The following is a 21,069-nucleotide window of genomic DNA, read 5'->3' as shown; positions in this document are numbered from 1 at the left end:
TTGTTTTGTCGAACATTCAGTTGGAAAAAGGGAGATTCACTTTCTCTAAGAACTCCATTCGGTTGCCAAAAGGATCAGTCACATAAATTCTTTCGACACCGGTAATGTTTTTGTCTTCTATAAAAGAAATACCGAAGCTAGTCAGATGATCTTTGAACGCAGGTAGATTTTTAACGTGAAAGCCTGGATGCGCTTTTTTTGCGGGTGAAAAGGTAGGTTCAACACCAATATGCAGCTGATAAGAACCAAATTCAAACCACACGCCGCCGCGCTTTTTTAGACTTTCCGGCTTTTTGACTTCTGTTAAGCCAAGAACGGTTCCGAAAAAGTGTCGTGCTTCGCTTTCTGAATTCGGGGGTGCAGCTAGCTGAATATGATCAATATGCGTCAGTGTAAAAGTCATAAACATTCCTCCTTAAATAGTAGAGTACTAGTTAAGTTTACGTGATGTATACGTGTAAATAAATGACAAAAAGATGATGCTTTTTATAAGAAAAACTTATTGTTTTATATACATATAACACCAAATGAGGTATATTTTATTTTGTTGTTATTTAGGAGAATTGGAGATTAATATGGAATATCATTATACGTTAACAAAAGATGATTACGTAGCTTTTAACATGCATCACGCTCAACATTCGGAAAGAGTACAAAAAGTGCTGAGAGTTCAGCGATGGATGTCGTTTATTTTTCTTCTTATTCCTTTGCTTGTTTCGTGGGTTGAAGGAGAATTTTTACTTGGCATGTTCGTAGCGTTTGCGCTGCTTGCGGTGCTGTGGTTTTTATTTTACCCGAAGTATTTTTACGGAAGTATTAAAAAGAACATTGTAAAGGTAATAAATGAAGGAGATAACAGCAGTCTGACGGGTGAGTATACTATGATGGTTACGGAAGATGGCTTGGTAGAGAAAAGCTCGAAAGGAGAAGTGAAGACTCCTTGGTCAAGCATCACTCAAATTAAAGAAACAGATGAACATATCTTTATCCTTGTTAGTGCAATGAGCGGATACGTTATTCCTATAAGCGCATTTGCAGATGTAAAAGCGCTACAGCAGTTTAAAGAAACGCTGAATGCTGCAAGAGCCGGAAAAACAGGCTGAGTAGTAATAATAATGTGAAAAAACGCCCTCCTAGATACTTTTCTAAGAGGGCGTTTTTTTAACAGCAGTCCCAGTTGTATAAAACATCTCTAAAGTTACGGTTGCGAAGGTCTTCTTCTTTAATGAAAAAATTGGCCACTCCCGCATCACCAAACATAATATCCGCTTCGTCGTCCATGGCGAATTGAAGAAGCAGAATGTTGTATGCCCGCAGCGCTTCATCGTAGTCTCGAGGATCGCTTTGAGTGAAAAAAGCGTATCCGCCCATTTTATGATACTCGCCCGTAAGCTCATCCCAGTAGATTTCTTCCGTTTCTTCATCGTCAAATAAACCGGATTCTATATCATTATATCGATAGTCAGTAGGAGACACAGGTTCGCTTTTTATTTCAAACTGTAAGCCTACTTCTTGAGGAATAGGAAACATACCTCGGTCAATGTCCTCTAGGTATGTGAAATCGGTTGTTAACTTGTTTTCGTCGGTTGTTACATTTTCGTAGAAAACGACGCGAAAGTCTTTTTGAGACGTAGGATGATCAAAGTCAAGTCCGTACATATCGCCGGCGTTTTCATTATCACCTCCGCAAATGAAAAATTGAAGCATGCCTTGAATGGGCATATTTTCATAGGAAGGTACTTCAGAAAAATTGATTTGTGCCATCAGGAGCATCGGCTTGCCCTGAGAATCAAGAGGATGATTTGCTTCTAGAGGAAGGTAGGGGTTGCCGCCAAACTTGCTTTCATATAATTTTGGACCATTCATAACCGTATGGATGTGAATGTAAGGCTTACATGTTTTTTCGATTTCTTTTCGGTAAGGTTCTAGCTTAGGAGGCAGTGCTAATTTTGATAGAGGACTCATATGTACTCTCCTTTTTGTTTGGAACGAAAAGAACGTTTGTTCGTATTTATATTTTATCGCAATACATACTGAAAGGGAAGAGAAATAGGATAAAAAAATCCCTTTGCAGAAGCATCTACAAAGGGTACAAAGAAATGATAGCGTTTTCATTATGATACTTACTGAATAGATTGCTTATTTAGAAAAGAATCCTTTTAAAGCAAATGCGACGTTTTGCGGTCTTTCGGCTAAGCGGCGCATAAAGTAGCCAAACCAGTCGTTGCCAAACGGAACGTATACGCGCATTGTATAGCCTTCTTTTGCAAGGCTAAGCTGCATGTCTGTGCGGAATCCGTACAGCATTTGAAATTCAAACTGCGTGCGCGGGATGTTGTTTTTGTGAGCGAACTCTTTTACTTTTGCAATAATATGGTGGTCGTGAGATGCAATAGCCGTGTATGTTCCGCTCAGCAAGTGCTCTTCAATAATTCGCATATAGTTCTCGTCAATTTGGGCTTTATCTTGAAACGCCACGGTTGGTGATTCTTGATACGCGCCTTTTACCAATCGAAGAGGAATGCCTTTTAGCTCTTTTACGTCTTGTTCAGCGCGGAACAGGTAAGCTTGAATAACCGTTCCAACATTATCAAACGTCTCGCGAAGCTCTCGTAAAATATCTAGCGTCATTTGACAGTGAGCGTAGTCTTCCATGTCGATTCGGACGAAGTTATCGTATTTTTTCGCCGTTTCAAGAATGCGGCGCATGTTCTCCACGCAAAAACTGCGGTCAATATCCAAACCAAGCTGCGTCATTTTGACAGATAAGTTGCACGTTACACCGGCTTGCCCCATAGCTTCCAGCGTTCTGACATTATATTGAGTTGCTTCGATAGCTTCTTCTCTGCTTGAAACAAATTCCCCTAAATGATCAAGCGTGCAAACCAATCCTTTTTCATTCAGTTCCCGTACTTTTTTGATCGCATGTTCAATTGTGTCGCCAGCTACCACTTGAGCTGCACCAAAGCGAAGACCCCATTTTTTCGCCGCTTTGTTTAGCGCTTTATTTTGGGAAGCGTGAAGAAACACATTTTTAGATACCTCTGCTAACATAAATATCTCCCCCTATAGAAAAAATCCCTTGTTGTTTTAAGATAGAGCAGCCTAGGGCTGCTCTACTGAGTATTAAAGCGTTGTGCTTGTTGTTTTTGCTTGCAAGTGCAGAATCAAGTAATCAGGACCGCCAGCTTTTGAATCTGTTCCTGACATATTAAATCCACCAAACGGCTGGTACCCAACGATGGCACCTGTACAACCGCGGTTGAAGTAAAGGTTTCCGACGTGGAACTCTTCTTTTGCACGTTCGATGTGCTCAGGCGTATTTGAAAGAAGGGCACCTGTTAAGCCGTAGTCTGTGTTGTTCGCAATTTCCATCATATGATCGAAGTCGCGCGCTTTGCAGAATGCTACGACTGGGCCGAAGATTTCTTCTTGCATTAAACGTGCTTTTTCATCTACATCTGCAATGATCGTAGGCTGAATGAAGTAGCCTTTTGAATCATCTGCTTCTCCGCCCGTCATTAAACGGCCTTCTTCTTTACCGATTTCAATGTACTTTGTAATTTTGTTGAAAGAAGCCTGATCAATAACAGGTCCCATATACGTGTTCACATCTTCAGGACTGCCCATTGTTAATGTTTTTGTCAGCGCAACTGCTTTTTCAAGAACGATATCGTATACGTCTTGGTGAACAACTGCACGAGAGCCTGCTGAACACTTTTGTCCAGAGAAGCCAAATGCTGAATACACAATAGAAGAAGCAGCTAAATCTAAATCAGCATCTTTATCTACAACGACCGTGTCTTTACCGCCCATTTCAGCAATAACGCGTTTTAGCCAGATTTGACCAGGCTGTACTTTTGCTGCGCGTTCATAGATGCGGCAGCCTACTTCACGCGAACCTGTAAATGAAACGAAGCGTGTTTTTGGATGATCTACTAAATAGTCGCCAATTTCGCTTCCGCTTCCCGGCACGTAGTTCAGTACGCCGTCTGGAAGGCCAGCTTCTTTCATTACTTCTACAAATTTTGCTGCGATAACCGGTGTGTTGTTAGCCGGTTTTAATAGAACTGTATTTCCTGCTACGATTGCTGCTGCAGCTGTTCCTGCCATGATCGCTAACGGGAAGTTAAACGGTGAAATAATAACCCCGACACCAAGCGGAATGTAGTTAAATTTATTTTCTTCACCTTCGCGGCTCTCAACAGGCGCACCGTCTTTTAGCTGCACCATTTGGCGAGCGTAGTATTCAAGGAAGTCAATTGCTTCTGCTGTATCAGCATCTGCTTCTTTCCACGGTTTTCCTGCTTCTTTCACAAGGTAAGCTGAAAATTCATGCTTGCGGCGGCGAATGATGTCCGCTGCGCGGAAAAGAATATCTGCTCGTGCTTCCGGCGCTTCTTTTTTCCACGTATTAAAGGTAGAAAGTGCTGCTTGCATTGCTTTTTCAGCCAAGTCTTGATCTGCTTTTGACACGCGGCCGATAATTTCTGCTTTATTTGCCGGGTTAATGGACTGAATTTGATCTTCTGTTGTAATTAATTCTCCGCCAATTACAAGAGGATAGTCCTTGCCAAGCTCTGATTGTACAAGTTCTAATGCAGATTCAAATGCATCTTTGTTTTCTGCAATCGTAAAGTCTGTGAAAGGCTCGTGTTTGTATTGTTTGATTTCGTTGATATTCATTGTGTTCATTTTCATTACCCCTTTTTTAGAAAATTTGCAACATAATTAATATTCCAACACCCTATACCTGTATTATAATCATCTTATTCTCGTTTTGTACATAGTTTTTTAACAAAAATGTTCAAAAAAATTAAAAATAAACACTTTTGTTTAAAGAACCAATGAATCTATGGCTTTTATAGTGATTTTGAACAAAACGAAAAGAAAGGAGTGTTGGTAAAATATAAGAAAAGATGTTTTGAAGTAAAGAATTACGATAGGGGAAAGAGTTTATCGTTAGTAAATTAAAATGATCTTCCTTTCAAAAAAACAATAGACAAAGTTGTTCAATATAAATTATCATATAATTCGAAAAGTAATTTTTGTCGAATGAAGCTATCTTTTTCGTTAAGTGAAGGCTTCATTTGAATGTACAGATAAAAGGAGGGTAGGAAAACGGCAGTTATTTGTCCACATTATTGTAAGGGCTTACATATTTAACGCGCGATGCGAAGAACGTGTAATTCTTTAAATGACGGTTCCTATAAGGAGGATTTTAACATGAGTCATCAACCGCCTGAGTTAAAAAAAGAATTAAAAATTCGACACATAACCATGATTTCTTTAGGGGGAATCATTGGTGCCGGTTTGTTCATTGGAAGCGGATCGCTCATTAACGCAGCGGGTCCTGGTTCCATTTTTTCGTACGCGTTTGCCGGTTTGCTGGTGATTTTAGTTATGCGAATGCTGGGGGAAATGTCTACGGCTAATCCTTCAAGCGGCTCGTTCGCCACATATGCTAGAGAAGCGCTTGGACCGTGGGCTGGCTACACAATCGGCTGGCTGTACTGGTTTTTCTGGGTAATTGTTATTGCAGTTGAAGCGATTGCGGGTTCAACGATTATTCAATATTGGTTTCCGTCTTTACCGTCTTGGGGCGTGAGTCTGATCCTGACGTTTTTACTAACTTTAACGAACTTATACTCTGTTAAATCATTTGGTGAATTTGAATACTGGTTTTCGCTTATTAAAGTAGTTAGTTTAGTACTGTTTTTACTTTTAGGAGGAGCGATCATCCTCGGTTTAATACCGGGAGTAGAGTCTCCGGGAGCGTCGAACCTTCTTCATAGAGGAGGATTTCTTCCAAATGGAATCAGCTCCGTCTTTTTAGGAGTGGCGATTGTCATGTTTTCTTTTATGGGGACAGAAATTGTTGCAACAGCCGCTGGAGAATCGGCTCAGCCTGAGCGAGCGATCACCATCGCAACAAATACCGTTATTTATCGTATTTTAATTTTTTATCTTGGGTCGATTTTAATTTTAGTGACCATTCTTCCGTGGGATTCTTCAAGCTTGATGAAAAGTCCGTTCGTTTCGATATTAGAGCTGGTAAACGTTCCGGCAGCGGCTCAAATTATGAACTTTATCGTACTGACTGCCGTTCTTTCTTGCTTAAATTCAGGTCTATACACGAGTTCTCGTATGCTGTACTCAATGGCGCAAAAAGGAGACGCGCCGCGCATGTTTTTAAAAGTGAATAAAAAAGGCATTCCGTTTAATGCCATTGTAGGATGTACCGTGATTTCTTACATCAGCGTTGGTTTTAACTATCTTTCACCTGATAAAATCTTTTTATTTTTAGTAAACGCATCGGGAGGCGTAGCGCTTCTTGTGTACCTTGTTATTGCTTTTTCACAGCTTCGCATGAGAAAGAAATACGAAAAAGAAAAGCCGGAAGCATTAAAAATCAGAATGTGGCTGTTTCCTTATTTAACGTATGGAACGATTGCGGCGATCACAAGCATCTTTATTGCGATGGCATTTATTGATTCACTTCGCACTCAGTTTTATCTCACGCTGCTGATTGCTGTATTTGTGGTATGTTCGTACTTCTTTATGAAAAAGAAAAAAGATGATAGTTCCCTATCAGGACAGGGAAATAAAAGAATTTCTTAATAGAAGAGAAAATCATCACGAGGGCTAGGAGGAAGTAAATTGGCAAACAAAGAGTTAAAAAGAGGGCTTGAATCTCGTCATATCCAAATGATTGCTCTTGGAGGAACCATTGGGGTAGGGTTATTCATGGGTTCAGCAAGCACCATTAAATGGACGGGGCCATCCGTCCTGCTTGCGTATGCTATTTGCGGCGTTTTTATTTTCTTTATTATGCGTGCAATGGGTGAGATGCTCTATTTAGAGCCAAGTACGGGTTCGTTTGCGACATTTGGTCATAAATATATTCACCCGTTAGCTGGCTATATCACAGCTTGGAGCAACTGGTTTCAATGGGTGATTGTCGGCATGGCAGAAATTATTGCAGTCGGAGCTTATATGCAGTACTGGTTCCCTCATTTACCGGCGTGGGTTCCCGGAATTGTCGCCATGGTCATTCTCGGTGGGGCCAATTTAATTTCAGTGAAATCTTTTGGAGAGTTTGAGTTTTGGTTTGCAATGATTAAAATTGTTACGATTGTTCTCATGATTATTGCTGGTCTTGGCCTTATTTTCTTCGGTCTTGGAAACGGCGGCGAAGCGCTTGGGCTGTCGAATTTGTGGGCAAACGGCGGTTTCTTTACAGGCGGATGGTCAGGCTTTTTCTTTGCCCTGTCGCTTGTTATTGCTGCCTATCAAGGAGTAGAGCTTATTGGAATTACAGCAGGAGAAGCAAAAGATCCTAAAAAAACGTTAACAAGTGCAATTCAAAGCTTAATTTGGCGTATTTTAATTTTTTATATCGGCGCCATCTTTGTGATTGTAACGGTGTATCCGTGGAACGAGCTGGATTCACTCGGCAGTCCGTTTGTTTCTACGTTTGCTAAAGTAGGAATTACAGCAGCGGCGGGCATTATTAACTTTGTTGTCATCACAGCAGCAATGTCTGGATGCAACAGCGGAATTTTCAGTGCAGGACGTATGCTTTACACGCTAGGTATAAACGGTCAGGCTCCAGCCTTTTTTACAAAGGTTTCTCGAAACGGTGTGCCTATTTATAGTACCGTTGCGGTGATGATTGGCTTAGCGGCGGGCGTTGTCTTAAATTATATTGCACCGCCAAACGTTTTTGTGTACGTGTACAGTGCGAGCGTGCTTCCAGGTATGATTCCGTGGTTTGTGATTCTCATCAGTCAAATTCGTTTTCGAAAAGCAAAAGGAGCGGCGATGGATCAACATCCATTTAAAATGCCTTTTGCTCCTGTGACGAACTACGTAACCATTGCGTTTTTACTTATGGTGCTTGTAGGCATGTGGTTTAATGATGAAACGCGCATATCGCTGATTGTCGGCATTATCTTTTTAGCTATTGTCGTACTGAGCTACTATGTACTAGGTATCGGAAAGCGTGCGGAAGTACGGTCTTCTGAAAGACGTAAGCTAGTGAAATAAATGATTTTGTAAGAGAGGCTATAAAGCATTTTAGTTTAAGGAGAAGATCCGAACGATGAATGTAACGCGTTCGGATTTTTTTATTGGTATGGTGAACGTAAGTTTCAGCTCATGTATCTCATTTGTTCGTCTTTAGATTGGATTGATTTCGTTATGCCTTAATCTCTTTTGGACAGAGGAGAAGAACCGAAGTCAGCGCTTTTCTTAGGCTGTTTTCTTCTTTTAATAATGAGGTGCATGGCAAGAAGGAAAAAGAAAAAAGAAAAAACCAGAGTCAAAACGGCGTGTTCAGGCATAAGATAATCCAACTCAAGCGAAATGCAAACGGCGTTTTTCTTGAGGAAAGAGTAACTAAAGAAAAGGAAGTGTTCGTATGTCTGGAAACGCTGGATATGGTCATGGATCTGGTTTTGCTTTATTAGTTGTATTATTTATTTTATTAGTGATCATCGGCTGCAGCTGCTACGGCGGAGGCTTTGGCTGGTAATTCACTCATTTCAAAAGCCCTATAAGGGCTTTTTCTATGCTTATAAATAACGCTTTTTCCCGTTTTGATAAATGTTTACATGAAAACCGTTTACTTCACTCATAGAGATTTTAGAAGGAAAGTCTGCTGCTTTGACAGAGGAAGTGATTTCGACAGTTTGATACGTCTTTGGTTCCAACGTAACAGTATGAAGCCTAGGCTTATTCATCATAAGTAAAAAAGGGGTATCTTCTTTAAAATAGGAGCGCTCATCCAGTGCTACTTCAAACGTAACGGGTTTTGAGCTGTGATTTTCAAATGAAAGGTCACAGGTGCCCGTTAATACGGTTTCTTCTTTATTTCTCTCAAATGTACAAATGCTGTTTTCTGCATCGTAAGAAACGACATACATACCTGGTAATACGGTTTTTTGCATCGCTTCAACCATATGACCAGGACCCGATATGACAATAAACGCAGCTAAAATCGTTAGTTTTAAACGATGACGATTTAAACTTTTGTAAAGGGCAAAAAGACCAAGTAAAAGTATAATTCCCCATGCATTGCTAGCGTATTGAATTCCCGTCATTGTTTCTTCATCTCCATAGATGGGAAGACCTAAAAAAGAAAAGACAGAATGACTGAGCGGCGTTGAGTTAGGAAAAGGGATGTTTAAAATAAAAACAGCTAGTAAAAAGGTGAGTCCTTTTATCAAAAGTGATCGTTCACGAATCATGTTGTTCCTCCTTAGTTATAAATCACGTATCATTATATACTATTATTATCTTTTTTTGTAATTAATGGTTATTTTATTGCGTGGGTGGAAAGAGAGTAGAAAGTAAATTGATAAAAAATGTGCATGTCCATTTATAAGTGGCATAGTTCTTAGAAAGCAGGATATAAAATATTTATTTTTGTGGAGATGATACATATTGCTGAATGAAAAAACCTTATGCCGCATCACAATCCAGATATGTTGGTATCCTCAAAGCTGCCCGTAGGCTTTTAGCAGATACGTAATTAGTATAAAGTCTGTCTTAGAACAGAAACTTGCTATTTCTAAATTGATATGTTACACTAAGGTTAATTATTTTTGTTCGGTATGAAATTGAAAGAAGAGAAATATTCTTCAATAGAAATTTTTATCTGGAAATAGTACGATTGAGCAAGGGTAGTAATATATGCGTGGAGTAATTCCACCACTGGAGGAAATAGTATGACTGAAGGTACAGTAAAATGGTTTAATGCAGAAAAAGGTTTCGGTTTCATCGAAATTGAAGGCGGAGAAGATGTATTCGTACATTTCAGCGCAATTCAAGGCGACGGATTCAAATCTTTAGATGAAGGTCAAAAAGTGACTTTCGACATCGAGCAAGGTCAACGCGGTGCACAAGCTGCTAACGTTGTAAAAGCATAATTTTATGCAATCCAAAAAAGACTCCGACTTTGGACGGGGTCTTTTTTTATTGTAGCAAACACGCAGGTAACGGAGGAATACGTATGAGTAAAGCAAAAGGTAAAGGCGGCACGGGGCGAGGCACCGGCAAAAAAGGGTGGAACCGCTGGCAGGCGAGTGCAAAAAAGAAGAAAAATGCAAAGCCTTATAAAAGCAAGGGAACAAAAAATGCTGATAAGCCGGAAGGCAACTAATCCTATATGCGCAGTATCATCTGCAACTTCGACTTACTCTGCTTGAGTAAGTTTATTTCATATGGAAGTATTTTTTTATTGCTTTTTTTACAGATTGCCGTCACTATATGAAATAATAAAGTGATTTATGTGAATTTTCTATAAAAATTGATTTTTTTTGCAAACACTTTCATATTTCGACAACCTTTTTGATTTTTATCGGTTATACTTCTTTATAATAGATTATAGAAAGATGCAGGGGAGCATAAAGTGAGAGAGGAAAGCGACAGTTTACTCTGTACGCTTTTTACGTTTCTGGACCGTATTGCAGTAGCGTCGTAACAAGTAGATCATGCATCAGTTTAGAACACATCAAAACTCAACTAAGTGTAACGGGGGGATATGAGTGAGCGTAGGCATCGTAATTGAAAAAGTTCAAAATTATGCTATGTTAGAAGATCATGTTTTGGTTGAAATGGTTCATAGTGGAGACGAAAAATCATTAGAGTATTTAATCAACAAGTATCAAAATCTTGTGAGGGGTAAAGCAAGAAAATACTTTTTGATTGGTGCTGAAAAAGAAGATATCGTCCAAGAAGGAATGATTGGACTGTACAAAGCAATTCGCGACTTTAACGAAGACAAGCTAACATCTTTTAAAGGGTTTGCGGAGTTATGTATCACAAGACAAATCATTACGGCAATTAAAACGGCTACTCGTCAAAAACACGGTCCGTTAAATTCGTACATTTCATTGGACAAGCCTCTGTATGATGAAGAATCAAACTATACGCTGATGGATATGATTCCTGGCGATCAAATTGCTAACCCGGAAGCGGTGCTGATTCATCAAGAAAAAGTGGAAGACCGCGAGTTAAAAATTGCGGAAACACTTAGTGAATTGGAAAGAAAAGCATTGACGCTGTACATGGACGGCCATTCATACGCTGAAATTTCGAAAGAATTAAATACGCACGTCAAGTCAATTGACAACGCGCTGCAGCGTATCAAAAGAAAGTTAGGTCGAGACGTAGAAAGCAGACAAGCTATTTCATAATAGGTAAAAAACAGCCGGACCTTAAAGGGGATTCGGCTCTTTTTCACGGCCTTTTAAAATGTCTTGAATAATTTCAATATGAACAGAAGCCCACGATTGTTCACGGAAATGAAGGAACACGCTTGGAATGAGAATAAAAACATACAGCGCCACAAAAATAATCCAAAACCAGCTGCCGTCTTTAAATAAAAATTGCTGCAGCCGCTGGGAAAATAAAAAAAAGAGCCAAGGCAAGGCAGAAACAAGGATAGGGATGACGCCGGAGCCATTTTTTTCTTTGATCATTCGGTAATACACTTTTCGCAAAGTAGCGCTGTCGAGCGTAAGGTAAAGCTGCCGAATTTCTTCCATTTCCGCTAATTCATCAATTTCTTCTGCGTTTTGGTTTTGATGAGCCGCTTTTTTCAGTTTAAGGTAGACTTTATGAGCATCGCCGCGCAGTGAAAACATATACCAGCCTCCCGCATATTGTTTCGTCTTCTTTAACAGAGTTTGCAGGTGCATGTAAATATATACAAAAAGTTTCGTGATACGAAAGAATAAGGAAACAGAAGTGAAAGCGTAAATCATTAGTAGAAAATGAGAGAAAAAAGCTGATTTTCGCTCTTTTTAGACGCCTTTACACATCAAGTAGCAGCACATATACTAATAAAAGAACAATTAGTTACCTAGGTAAATAAAATAGAAAGGTGAGGTGGGAAAAGTGAATAACTTGGTGTTTCATGAACTTCATCAAAAGTCGAGATTGTCTATTAAAGAAGTAAATGAAGTGTTAAAGGCGTACGGGCTATACAGCTCACAGTATTCGATTTTATTTTGTTTAAAGCGATTCGGCTCAATGACGCAAACAGAGATTTGGCAGTATTTAAATGTCGAAGCGCCAACGGTTACCCGCACGTTAACAAGGCTTGAAAAAAGCGGATGGATCGTTCGAAAAGCAGGCAGTGATAAACGAGAGCGCATCGTTTATTTATCTCCTCAAGCGAAGAAAAAGCTTCCGGAAATTCAGCAAGAAATTGAACGTTTAGAAGAAAATTTGCTGATTGCTTTATCCGACAGCGAACAAGATCAGCTTATCTCGTTATTAAAGAAAATTTGTAAATCTACAGAAAAGGGTGAAATGAATGACGAACCAGCAGGAGCCAATCTGGACTAAAAGCTTTATCAGCATTGCGATTACCAACTTTTTTATTTTTGTCGTGTTTTATGCATTGCTGACGCTGCTGCCGATTTATGTATTAGACGCCTTAGACGGCACGAGTACGCAGGCAGGGCTTGTTATTACCATCTTTTTATTATCTGCGATTATTGTTAGACCATTTTCAGGGAAAGTCATTGAAAACATTGGAAAGAAAAAAACGCTTGTATTTAGTACCCTCATTTTTGCGCTTTCTTCCTTCTTGTATATGCTTATCCACCATTTTAACGTGCTTTTATTACTGCGCTTCTTCCAAGGAATTTCATTCAGCTTAGCGACAACCGTCACCGGAGCGATTGCAGCGGATTTAGTTCCCGCTAAGCGACGAGGAGAAGGACTTGGCTACTTCGGAATGTCAATGAACTTAGCCGTTGTTGCAGGGCCGTTTTTAGCACTAACGCTCCATCAGTACATGGCATACAACATTATTTTCCTTGTATTTGGCGTGATTATGCTCGTTGGCTGGCTGTGCGGAATGATGGTTAAAAATCTTCAAGAAAACGCTGCTCCGTCAGTAAAGAAATCATTTTCACTGAGCGATTTGTTTGAAAAGAAATCCATGCCGATTTCATCTGTAGGTATACTCGTTTCTTTTTCGTATGCAAGTATTATTTCTTTTATTTCTGTGTACGCACAGTCGCTTGGATTGATTAAAACAGCAAGCTTTTTCTTTGTCGTGTTCGCAGCTGCGATGCTGATTTCACGACCGTTTACAGGAAGATTATTTGATAAATCTGGCCCAAACATTGTGATTATTCCATCATGTATTGTCTTTGCGATTGGTCTATTTAGCTTAAGCTTTACACATTCTTCTTGGATGCTGCTGTTTTCAGGTGCGTTAGTAGGACTAGGCTACGGAACGCTGCTTCCTAGCTTCCAAACGCTTGCGATTCAAGCGGCGCCTGCTCACCGAAGCGCATATGCAACTGCTACATTCTTTACGTTTTATGATAGCGGTATTGCGGTTGGTTCATTTGTATTAGGAATTGCAGCAGGTGCTTTAGGGTATTCAAAACTGTACTTTGCGCTTGGGATTTTTGTTCTTTTGATTACACTTTACTACAAGTGGATTGCAAATTTACGTCAAAAACAAAAAGCAGCAAATATCCAGGTGGGCATGAAATAAAAAAGCTCGGCGTAATATGCGCCGAGTTTTTTTCTGGATTTTTTACAGGACTTTGGAAGGGAAGCATATTTAAGTCAAAAGGTACTAGCCAATTCCTATCCATCTGCACCATACTTTAACAGGGGAACCATTTACATATAAAACTTCTTGGATGAAATAAAAAACAAAGGAGAACAAATATGAAAGTAATGAAACCTCTTATGGTCACAGCGTTAGGGCTTAGTCTTGCCACTTTTTATGAAGGCGCTTTTCCTGCAGAAAAAGCTGTGCAAGTACAGGCTGCAACAGATGAAAACGTGATTGCTGACAAAGCAAAAACGTATGAAGGAGCGGATTATACGTCTGGAGGAGAGACGCTAAGCGAAGGGTTTGACAGCTCTGGCTTCGTTCAATATGTGTTTAAGCAAGCGCTTGATACAACGCTTCCTCGTTCCGTGAAAGAACAGTCAGAGCTTGGAACAGATATCGATAAAAACGAGCTGCAGGCAGGCGATGTATTGTTTTTTGACACGGATGAAAACGGTGAAGTGAACGTAGCCGCTATTTATATCGGAGACGATGAAATGATTTATGCATCTTCTTCAGATGGAAAAGTTGTGGTGAAAAACATTTCAAGTAGCGCGTATTGGTCATCACATTTCGCCAAAGCAAAGCGCATTACAGGAGCACCGGAAATTGCAAAAGATAATGAAGTCATTGCAGAAGCATTAAAACATCTCGGTACACCATATGTATTCGGAGGCGAGTCGCCAACGGACGGCTTTGACTGTTCTGCATTTGTTGCATATGTATTTCAACACGCATCGGACGTGTACCTTCCGAGATCAACCGATCAGCAGTGGCAAGTTGGAGAAGAAGTTGCTCGCACAGATTTAAAGCCAGGAGACGTTATCTTTTTTAAAGATACGTATCGTGAAGGGATTTCACACGTCGGCATCTACGCAGGCGGCAATCAGTTTATTCATGCCAAGCGCAGCGAAAATGTGACGGTGGATTACCTGACAAGCAGCTACTGGACGTCTAAGTACGCAGGAGCAAGACGCTACGATGACTTATCGCTGTCAAAAGACAATCCATTTGTGACGGAATCTCTTAAATATGTAGGAGAAGTACCTTACGCACAAGGTGGGACAAGTCCTTCTACAGGCTTTGATACGGCTGGTTTTGTTCAATACATTTACAAAGAAGCAGCTGGAAAAGACATTCCGCGCTATGCGAGTCAGCAGTGGGAAACAGGAGAAACCATTTCAAAATCTGACTTGAAGCCAGGAGATCTCGTCTTTTTTGAAGGAAGTTCGCTTATTCCATCTATCTATATTGGAAATGATTACGTCGTTCACGTATCTACATCTGAGGGCGTGAAAATTACAAACTATAAAGTAGACAGCTATTGGGCGCCTAAATACTACGGAGCAAAGCGCATGCCATAAAGGTAAAAAACCAAGACAGTCTGGGGCTGTCTTGGTTTTTTAATACGAAGTCAATTGTTTTTGTATGTCTTTGATTCGCTCTAGCGTTATCCCTTCCCGCTGCTCGACGGCTAAAGGGTGATCGGTCGGCTCTAATTCAATGAGCGGCCGTGTTCCAACAGATCTTGTATGCACTTTTGTTTTTAAATTTAACGTTTCCGGATAGCCTGGAATTGAAACTGAAAACCAGCCGAAATAAGGCGGTTCATTTTCTCTTTTGTCACTTTCCCATAAATCTGTCATTCGGCGGAAATTTTCTTCACTTAAAGAAACCCATATGTCCCAAGTGAAAAATTCTTCTTCATTAAGAACAGGAATTTCAACACAGCCTCTAATGAAAAAATGTTCTTGATTCATGATACAAATCTCTGAATATAGTTCAAAGTCGTTTTGTCTTTCGTCGTCTGACGCGTCATAATAGTAAAAAGGAGCTTCACTTGTATAGCTCATAGGCAAAGCAGGCTGAGGGTGTTCACAGGTTAAGTCTTTATAGTGAAGTTTGTTCGTTTTCTTCTTGCCATATAATCGTCTTCTTCGCATATTATTTTAGACTCCTCAGATAAAAGTATCTTCATTATAATACAAAAAAATGGCTGCTTAAGCGTATAATGTGTAAAAAAGTTTGATCCCCCGTATCTTTTGAACTTCCTTTAATCGTTTAGTAAATAGAGAGTGCAAAAGGAGTGAAAATCATGTCACATTCAAAAAAAATCGAAACACAAACAGAAAGCTTTGACGATGCCTGCTGGAACGAGCATTATCCAAAATTGCAGCAGTACTGCCGCTTTTTAGCACAAAATGTGTGGGATGGAGACGATATTGCCCAAGAAACGTTTTTAAAGGCTCAGCGATATAAAAGTGAAGAGCATAATCTGTCTTCTGCGCTGCTGAAAAAAATTGCGTATCATCACTGGATTGACCTGCTGCGAAAAAGAAAGCGTGAAGGAATAGTCGAAGAAAAAGCTTTGGAACAACAAGCTGAAAAGCATACGTTTGATAGTAAGGGACACTCGGTCGAGCTGCTGATTAGCCAATTTACGCCGAAGCAAGCGGTAATCTTTTTCTTAAAAGAAGGATTCCGCTATCAGCTGAAAGAAATCGCTTCGATTTTACAAACGTCAGAAACAGCGGTAAAAAGCAATTTGCATCGTGCCAAGCAGCGGTTAGAAAAAGACGGGGAGCCATTTTCCACAGATTCTTTTTGGAATGAAAAAGAACGAAAAGAGCTGTCAGAGCTTTTTTATAAGACGCTAGAAGCGCAGGATCCAGCACTTTTGATTCAGGCTTTGCCTTCCTTAAAAAGTGTCATTCAAAAACCAACGTATACTCCGACGTGCACTCTCTGCATGGCTGCATAGCCGTATTACGTGTGATAAGGAGGATATATATGAGCACGATTCCATATGTAATTGAACAAAGTAACCGCGGTGAACGTTCGTATGATATTTATTCGAGGCTGTTAAAAGACCGAATTATTTTAATTGGTGATGAAATCAATGATCATATTGCCAACAGCGTGGTCGCACAGCTCTTATTTCTTGCGGCAGATGATCCTAAAAAAGATATTTCACTTTACATTAACAGCCCTGGAGGTTCGACTTCAGCAGGGTTTGCGATTTATGATACGATGCAGTATATCGAACCGGATGTTCAAACGATTTGCACGGGCATGGCTGCTTCTTTTGGCGCACTGCTTCTCCTAGCAGGAGAAAAAGGAAAGCGCTATGCACTGCCGAATAGCGAAATTATGATTCATCAGCCGCTAGGAGGAGCTAGAGGGCAGGCAACTGAAATTGAAATTAGCGCCCGGCGGATTTTAAAATTGAAGCAGCATATTAATGAAATCATATCAACACGAACGGGACAGCCGGTTGAAAAAGTGGCAAACGATACGGAACGAGATTATTTTATGAGTGCTGAAGAGGCAAAGGAGTACGGAGTTATTGACGGTATTCTTTTGCCGAAATAAAGGTATGACAATTAAGCATAGACGGCAGCGTCTATGCTTGCTTTCTATAGAAATAAGAAAAAAGACCTTAGTATTATCTTTATTTTTCTTAAAAAGGTAGGTATTATATAAAATATAGCAGATTTTAGAAAGAAGGTTTTACACATGCAAGAAGTGATTGGAGTAGAGCAGCGGTCTCTGTTTCAAAAAGTATTAGTAACATTTATTTTTTCGTTATTTATTTCAACAGTTGGCTTATACGTAGGTCAATATGTGCCGCCGGCTTATTTTATTCCGTTAGCGATTGCTGAACTTGTGATGCTGGTTGCGGCATTTATGTTACGAAAGAAAAAAAGCGTAGGATACGGTTTTACATATGCGTTTTCGTTTATATCAGGCATCACGCTGTTTCCGATTGTTAGCCACTATGCCTCAGTAGCGGGAGCGCAAGTCGTTCTTTATGCGTTTGGAAGTACGTTCGTTATTTTTACGGTGATGGGTGTAATTGGCGCAAAAACAAAAAAAGATCTAGGGTTTTTAGGCAGCTTTTTATTAGTGGCGCTGTTAGCATTAGTGTGCATCAGCATTTTCTCGCTGTTTAGTCCCTTAACAACGCCTGGACTGATGGCATTTTCAGTGATTGGTACCATCGTTTTCTCACTATATGTGCTGTATGATTTTAATAAAATGAAGCACAGTGAAATCACTGAAGAGCTTGTTCCGATTTTGGCATTGTCTTTGTATTTAGATTTTATTAATCTATTCATCAACTTGCTTCGCTTTTTTGGTATTTTAGGAAGCGACGATTAATAAGAAAGAGGCTGGGACAAAAGTGTTTTAGCTGAAGGAAGATCCGAACGTTGAAGATTCTTGATGGAGAATCTTCAACGTTCGGATTTTTTTATTGGTAGGATGAGCGTAGATTTAATCTACTTAGTTGCTTCTAGCTGTTGATTGGAGGACAAGACGGAGACTCCTGGGGGAGAAGCGGAACAGGTGAGACCCCGCAGGAGCCTATGCGACGAGGAGGCTCAGCGGCCGCCCGCGGAAAGCGAAAGTCTTGCACGGAAATAAACAGCGGTCTAATAAGCAAGCCATAATAGATCATTTGCCCAATTTGTTCGTCTTTAAATTAAAGTGATGTAGTCATGTCTCAACCTTTTTTTGTTTTAGTTATTCTCCGCCATCTCCATCCTCGCTAACATCATCCTCTGTTTTTTCATAGTTTGGTCCGGTAGCGTAAGGTTCTTTAAAAAACTTGTCAAACCACGTGGAGCTTGTAGCGACCGCGCCGTTTTTAGCGTGAATAAATTCACTGATTGTATATATTTCAACGACTTGCTTTCGATATTTCCGAAATAAAAATGCGCTGGCAACAACGCCAATGCTGATGATTATATACGTATTCATGAAATCCTCCTTATAAAAGGGTTAGTGTTATGTATGCCGGATAAAGAAAGGATATGCGAATCTAAAACAAGTTCGTTTAGTGGTGCGAGTCTTTGAAAAAATGGTAGTATAGAGCGTGCTTAGTACACAGAGAACGTAAACTTTTTTGGAAGGATGCATGCTAGTGGTGAATTTTAAAGAGTTTTTTACTATTTCTTCATATGAAGTAGTTGAATATTGGAGTCGAACAGAAAACGGAAAGAATATAGATGAATACGAAGTGATGTTATATAACGAAAACGTCAGTCAAACAGAAAATGTGATGATTAAGTTTAAAAAGGTGAGCGATGAAATAGTAGTTGAAAAGGTCCAAACTCTCTCTTATTTTGATCAACAGCGTCCTAAACACCCCTGTAAGATTTGCGGCAGCGAAATGATGACAAAAGAGAACAGTAGCGAAGAAACAGAAGTTTACGTGCATGATTGTTCATTTAACGGTGAGGAAATAGAGGATTGTTTAAGGGAACTAGTACAAAATGAACTTTTGCAGGATGGATTTACTCAAGAAGAATTTGAACGGAACTATGGAGTTAATTATCGTGATGAAAGTAATAAAGAATATGGCTTTTACGATGCGCAGCAACGAAATACTTTTTATACCATCTTTAACGATAGTGTTTATCACACCTCTTACGCAGGACCACAAGAGCTGCGCTGTAAGTTTTGCGGGATGGATGAAGAGCTGCTTGTTGTAGACGGAGCCTTCTATCAGAAATGCGCAGTGTTAACTCCACATACCAATCGAATTATTGATATGATTGAAGCAAGAAAACAAAACGAGCCGAACGTAACAAAACGTCCATGAGAGGAAAGGGGGTTGGCAGCTGCTTTATAACCTTCTTGGTAGGAGTTTGCAAAAAACATAAAAAAAGAAGCTTCCTTTTGAGCGAAAGGAAGCTTATCAAGTTTGTACCTATAGGGCTGAGTGCTGCGTAATTAAATAGCTATCGGAATAACCGACGAATCATTAAAGTAAACAACTTCTGAAAGAATACTGCAGCCTTTCAGCTTTTTTAGCTGAGAGAGCGCTTCTTCTTTACTGTCAAACTCGTACATTCTCATTTCACCTTTTCCTACATAACACGTAATTACATACATTTTAGAAGTACCTCCACCTATCATTTATCAATTTATTAATAAAAAGCCATGACAGCTTTTATTCCCTATTAAAATAGTGTAAGTGCGCCTGTGATGATAGCAAGGACAATTAGAACAAGAGACGTTAAAACGGCCCATTTAAATGCAAAGCGCTGATGTTCACCAAGATCAACACCTACCATACCTACAAGTAAGAAAGTAGACGCAACGAGCGGACTTAACAGATGAACAGGTTGTCCGAGTACTGAAGCTCGCGCAATTTCCATTGGATCAATTCCGTAAGAAGCTGCAGTTTCAGCGAAGATAGGTAAAACACCAAAGTAATAGGCATCGTTACTCATCACAAATGTAAACGGCATGCTTGTTAAAGCGACGATTGTCGGTAAAAACGAACCGAGTGAATCAGGGACTAAATGAATTAACAGGCTGGCCATTTCGTCAACCATTTTAGTGCCGGATAGTATTCCTGTAAAAATACCAGCTGCAAAAACAAGCGCTGCAACGGTTAACGCGTTGCCTGCATGAGCCATTAAACGTTCTTTTTGATCCTCGAGTTTTGGATAGTTAATCATAAGAGCAAGCGCAAAACCAATCATAAATAAAACGGAAACAGACCAAATGCCAGAAACTAACACGACCATGAGTGCAATGGTTAAAGCTAAGTTAATCCAGATTTTTTTAGGCTGTGTAATATCTTCTTGAGAAGTTAAGGACGCGTCTTCAGCAAAAGCAAGCGAGCTTTTTAATTCAAACTGCTCGATGTCAATAGCACCAAGTCGTCTTCGCTCTTTTTTCCCAAGGATATAGCCTGTAAAGATTACCCACAAAGCTCCGCCAATTAACGTTGGAAGAAGTGGAATAAAGAACTCTGATGCATCGAGGTGAAGGGAGACAATCGCACGAGTAGCCGGGCCTCCCCAAGGCGTCATGCTGCTCATGATACTAAGAGAAAGCATCGCAACTGTCGTTAACACTAACGGACTCATATTCAGGCGTTTATAAAGGGGAAGAAGAGCAGAAACCGTAATCATATAAGTGGTTGTACCGTCTCCGTCTAGTGCAACTAAAAGCGATAAAAGAGCCGTTCCGATGACGATTTTAAGCGGATCGCCTTTTACGATTTTTAACAGCTGCTTAATTAGTGGATCAAACAGTCCGGCATCAATCATAACCCCGAAATATAAGATGGCGAACAGCAGCATCGCAGCTGACGGAGCTACTTGTTTTAACCCTTCTAGCATCATGTCTCCGACGCCTTTACCAAACCCTCCAATCACCGCAAAAAGAAGTGGAATGACCATTAAAGCTACGATAGGAGACATCCTTTTTGACATAATGAGATACGTAAAGACAATAATCATTGTAAAACCTAGTAGTGCTAGCATTCAAACAACCTCCTTTATTTTCCCTCTTTTCTCTGAAAGCGTTTTCTTTTAGAGTAAAAAAACGTGACTAACATCTCTCATCCCCATGTATGAGTCGTAGTTTGATTATTAAGAATTTTTAAAGCCGCTCTTTACTCCCGCTGATGTTTCTTGTTTTCATGTTAGTACATTTTTAAAAATAAAGGAAATATAGGT

Annotated in this window: 25 protein-coding genes; 15 read left to right on the top strand and 10 right to left on the bottom strand. The window is 39.9% G+C overall.

What is annotated here, in order from left to right:
• Positions 1–16: 16 nt before the first annotated feature.
• Positions 17–403, bottom strand: coding sequence for a VOC family protein (locus MKY06_RS19535; RefSeq protein ID WP_013058512.1), 387 nt, complete (start codon positions 401–403; stop codon positions 17–19).
• Between the two features lie 172 nt (positions 404–575).
• Here MKY06_RS19535 and MKY06_RS19530 point away from each other — a divergent pair, with 172 nt between their 5' ends.
• The gene (locus tag MKY06_RS19530; RefSeq protein WP_029323679.1) at positions 576–1,103 is read left to right on the top strand and encodes a YcxB family protein; all 528 of its coding nucleotides are present in this window, start codon (positions 576–578) and stop codon (positions 1,101–1,103) included.
• Between the two features lie 58 nt (positions 1,104–1,161).
• Here the strand turns inward: MKY06_RS19530 and MKY06_RS19525 are convergent, their stop codons facing one another.
• The 3 genes from MKY06_RS19525 to pruA form a co-directional block, all read right to left on the bottom strand.
• Positions 1,162–1,965, bottom strand: coding sequence for a YwqG family protein (locus tag MKY06_RS19525; RefSeq protein WP_078082097.1), 804 nt, complete (start codon positions 1,963–1,965; stop codon positions 1,162–1,164).
• Between the two features lie 174 nt (positions 1,966–2,139).
• Positions 2,140–3,054 (bottom strand): proline dehydrogenase family protein, encoded by a 915-nt coding sequence (locus MKY06_RS19520; RefSeq protein ID WP_013058509.1) that lies wholly within the window; start codon positions 3,052–3,054, stop codon positions 2,140–2,142.
• 72 nt (positions 3,055–3,126) lie between these two features.
• Entirely contained in the window at positions 3,127–4,695 is a 1,569-nt protein-coding gene (pruA, locus tag MKY06_RS19515) for an L-glutamate gamma-semialdehyde dehydrogenase (RefSeq protein ID WP_013058508.1), read from the bottom strand.
• Positions 4,696–5,226: 531 nt separating this feature from the next.
• Between pruA and MKY06_RS19510 the strand changes: the two genes are divergently transcribed.
• From MKY06_RS19510 to MKY06_RS19500, 3 genes are all read left to right on the top strand, one after another.
• Positions 5,227–6,621, top strand: a complete 1,395-nt coding sequence (locus MKY06_RS19510; protein ID WP_013058507.1) for an amino acid permease — start codon at positions 5,227–5,229, stop codon at positions 6,619–6,621.
• A gap of 39 nt (positions 6,622–6,660) precedes the next feature.
• Positions 6,661–8,049, top strand: a complete 1,389-nt coding sequence (locus tag MKY06_RS19505) for an amino acid permease (RefSeq protein ID WP_013058506.1) — start codon at positions 6,661–6,663, stop codon at positions 8,047–8,049.
• Between the two features lie 373 nt (positions 8,050–8,422).
• On the top strand, positions 8,423–8,536 hold the full coding sequence (locus MKY06_RS19500; protein ID WP_013058504.1) for a YjcZ family sporulation protein: 114 nt from the start codon (positions 8,423–8,425) through the stop codon (positions 8,534–8,536).
• Between the two features lie 40 nt (positions 8,537–8,576).
• Here the strand turns inward: MKY06_RS19500 and MKY06_RS19495 are convergent, their stop codons facing one another.
• The gene (locus MKY06_RS19495) at positions 8,577–9,251 is read right to left on the bottom strand and encodes a hypothetical protein (RefSeq protein ID WP_013058503.1); all 675 of its coding nucleotides are present in this window, start codon (positions 9,249–9,251) and stop codon (positions 8,577–8,579) included.
• Between the two features lie 480 nt (positions 9,252–9,731).
• Here MKY06_RS19495 and MKY06_RS19490 point away from each other — a divergent pair, with 480 nt between their 5' ends.
• The 3 genes from MKY06_RS19490 to sigH all read left to right on the top strand — a co-directional run bounded on the left by MKY06_RS19490 (position 9,732) and on the right by sigH (position 11,201).
• Complete coding sequence (locus MKY06_RS19490) at positions 9,732–9,932, top strand: cold-shock protein (RefSeq protein WP_013058502.1); 201 nt, start codon at positions 9,732–9,734, stop codon at positions 9,930–9,932.
• Positions 9,933–10,009: 77 nt separating this feature from the next.
• Positions 10,010–10,165 (top strand): DUF3934 family protein, encoded by a 156-nt coding sequence (locus MKY06_RS19485; protein WP_162837669.1) that lies wholly within the window; start codon positions 10,010–10,012, stop codon positions 10,163–10,165.
• 385 nt (positions 10,166–10,550) lie between these two features.
• Positions 10,551–11,201 (top strand): RNA polymerase sporulation sigma factor SigH, encoded by a 651-nt coding sequence (gene sigH, locus MKY06_RS19480; RefSeq protein ID WP_013058500.1) that lies wholly within the window; start codon positions 10,551–10,553, stop codon positions 11,199–11,201.
• Positions 11,202–11,222: 21 nt separating this feature from the next.
• Here sigH and MKY06_RS19475 read toward each other — a convergent pair whose 3' ends face one another.
• Positions 11,223–11,651 (bottom strand): hypothetical protein, encoded by a 429-nt coding sequence (locus MKY06_RS19475; RefSeq protein ID WP_055990576.1) that lies wholly within the window; start codon positions 11,649–11,651, stop codon positions 11,223–11,225.
• A 253-nt stretch (positions 11,652–11,904) separates the two neighbouring features.
• On the opposite strand from MKY06_RS19475, the gene MKY06_RS19470 reads away from it, so the two are divergent.
• The 3 genes from MKY06_RS19470 to MKY06_RS19460 all read left to right on the top strand — a co-directional run bounded on the left by MKY06_RS19470 (position 11,905) and on the right by MKY06_RS19460 (position 14,955).
• Positions 11,905–12,357 carry a MarR family winged helix-turn-helix transcriptional regulator gene (locus MKY06_RS19470; RefSeq protein WP_013058498.1) on the top strand — a complete coding sequence of 151 codons (453 nt, stop codon included), beginning with the start codon at positions 11,905–11,907 and terminating at the stop codon, positions 12,355–12,357.
• Positions 12,326–13,525: an MFS transporter gene (locus MKY06_RS19465; RefSeq protein ID WP_029323662.1), complete on the top strand. Its 1,200-nt coding sequence runs from the start codon at positions 12,326–12,328 to the stop codon at positions 13,523–13,525. The genes MKY06_RS19470 and MKY06_RS19465 overlap by 32 nt, the downstream gene beginning before the upstream one ends.
• 179 nt (positions 13,526–13,704) lie before the next feature.
• Entirely contained in the window at positions 13,705–14,955 is a 1,251-nt protein-coding gene (locus MKY06_RS19460; protein WP_057273814.1) for a C40 family peptidase, read from the top strand.
• Between the two features lie 39 nt (positions 14,956–14,994).
• Here MKY06_RS19460 and MKY06_RS19455 read toward each other — a convergent pair whose 3' ends face one another.
• The gene (locus tag MKY06_RS19455; protein WP_098526548.1) at positions 14,995–15,534 is read right to left on the bottom strand and encodes a DUF2199 domain-containing protein; all 540 of its coding nucleotides are present in this window, start codon (positions 15,532–15,534) and stop codon (positions 14,995–14,997) included.
• Positions 15,535–15,686: 152 nt separating this feature from the next.
• On the opposite strand from MKY06_RS19455, the gene MKY06_RS19450 reads away from it, so the two are divergent.
• The 4 genes from MKY06_RS19450 (at position 15,687) to MKY06_RS19435 (ending at position 18,042) form a co-directional block, all read left to right on the top strand.
• Entirely contained in the window at positions 15,687–16,352 is a 666-nt protein-coding gene (locus MKY06_RS19450) for a sigma-70 family RNA polymerase sigma factor (RefSeq protein ID WP_029323655.1), read from the top strand.
• A 29-nt stretch (positions 16,353–16,381) separates the two neighbouring features.
• Positions 16,382–16,963, top strand: a complete 582-nt coding sequence (gene clpP / locus MKY06_RS19445; RefSeq protein ID WP_098526549.1) for an ATP-dependent Clp endopeptidase proteolytic subunit ClpP — start codon at positions 16,382–16,384, stop codon at positions 16,961–16,963.
• 144 nt (positions 16,964–17,107) lie between these two features.
• Positions 17,108–17,752, top strand: coding sequence for a Bax inhibitor-1/YccA family protein (locus MKY06_RS19440; RefSeq protein ID WP_098526550.1), 645 nt, complete (start codon positions 17,108–17,110; stop codon positions 17,750–17,752).
• Positions 17,753–17,892: 140 nt separating this feature from the next.
• Complete coding sequence (locus MKY06_RS19435) at positions 17,893–18,042, top strand: hypothetical protein (protein ID WP_013058491.1); 150 nt, start codon at positions 17,893–17,895, stop codon at positions 18,040–18,042.
• Positions 18,043–18,115: 73 nt separating this feature from the next.
• On the opposite strand, the gene MKY06_RS19430 is transcribed toward MKY06_RS19435, so the two are convergent.
• Positions 18,116–18,352: a hypothetical protein gene (locus MKY06_RS19430; protein WP_013058490.1), complete on the bottom strand. Its 237-nt coding sequence runs from the start codon at positions 18,350–18,352 to the stop codon at positions 18,116–18,118.
• 163 nt (positions 18,353–18,515) lie between these two features.
• Between MKY06_RS19430 and MKY06_RS19425 the strand changes: the two genes are divergently transcribed.
• The gene (locus MKY06_RS19425; RefSeq protein WP_098526551.1) at positions 18,516–19,196 is read left to right on the top strand and encodes a hypothetical protein; all 681 of its coding nucleotides are present in this window, start codon (positions 18,516–18,518) and stop codon (positions 19,194–19,196) included.
• A 131-nt stretch (positions 19,197–19,327) separates the two neighbouring features.
• On the opposite strand, the gene MKY06_RS19420 is transcribed toward MKY06_RS19425, so the two are convergent.
• Together MKY06_RS19420 and MKY06_RS19415 are read right to left on the bottom strand one after the other, a co-directional pair.
• Positions 19,328–19,489 (bottom strand): hypothetical protein, encoded by a 162-nt coding sequence (locus MKY06_RS19420; RefSeq protein ID WP_013058488.1) that lies wholly within the window; start codon positions 19,487–19,489, stop codon positions 19,328–19,330.
• 68 nt (positions 19,490–19,557) lie between these two features.
• Positions 19,558–20,874 (bottom strand): CitMHS family transporter, encoded by a 1,317-nt coding sequence (locus tag MKY06_RS19415; protein ID WP_098526552.1) that lies wholly within the window; start codon positions 20,872–20,874, stop codon positions 19,558–19,560.
• Positions 20,875–21,069 lie beyond the last annotated feature (195 nt).

Source organism: Priestia sp. FSL P4-0332, assembly GCF_038005845.1.
GTDB lineage: Bacteria > Bacillota > Bacilli > Bacillales > Bacillaceae_H > Priestia.
The sequence above is the reverse complement of the archived record's forward strand: the minus strand, read 5'-3'. Positions and strand labels throughout refer to the sequence as shown.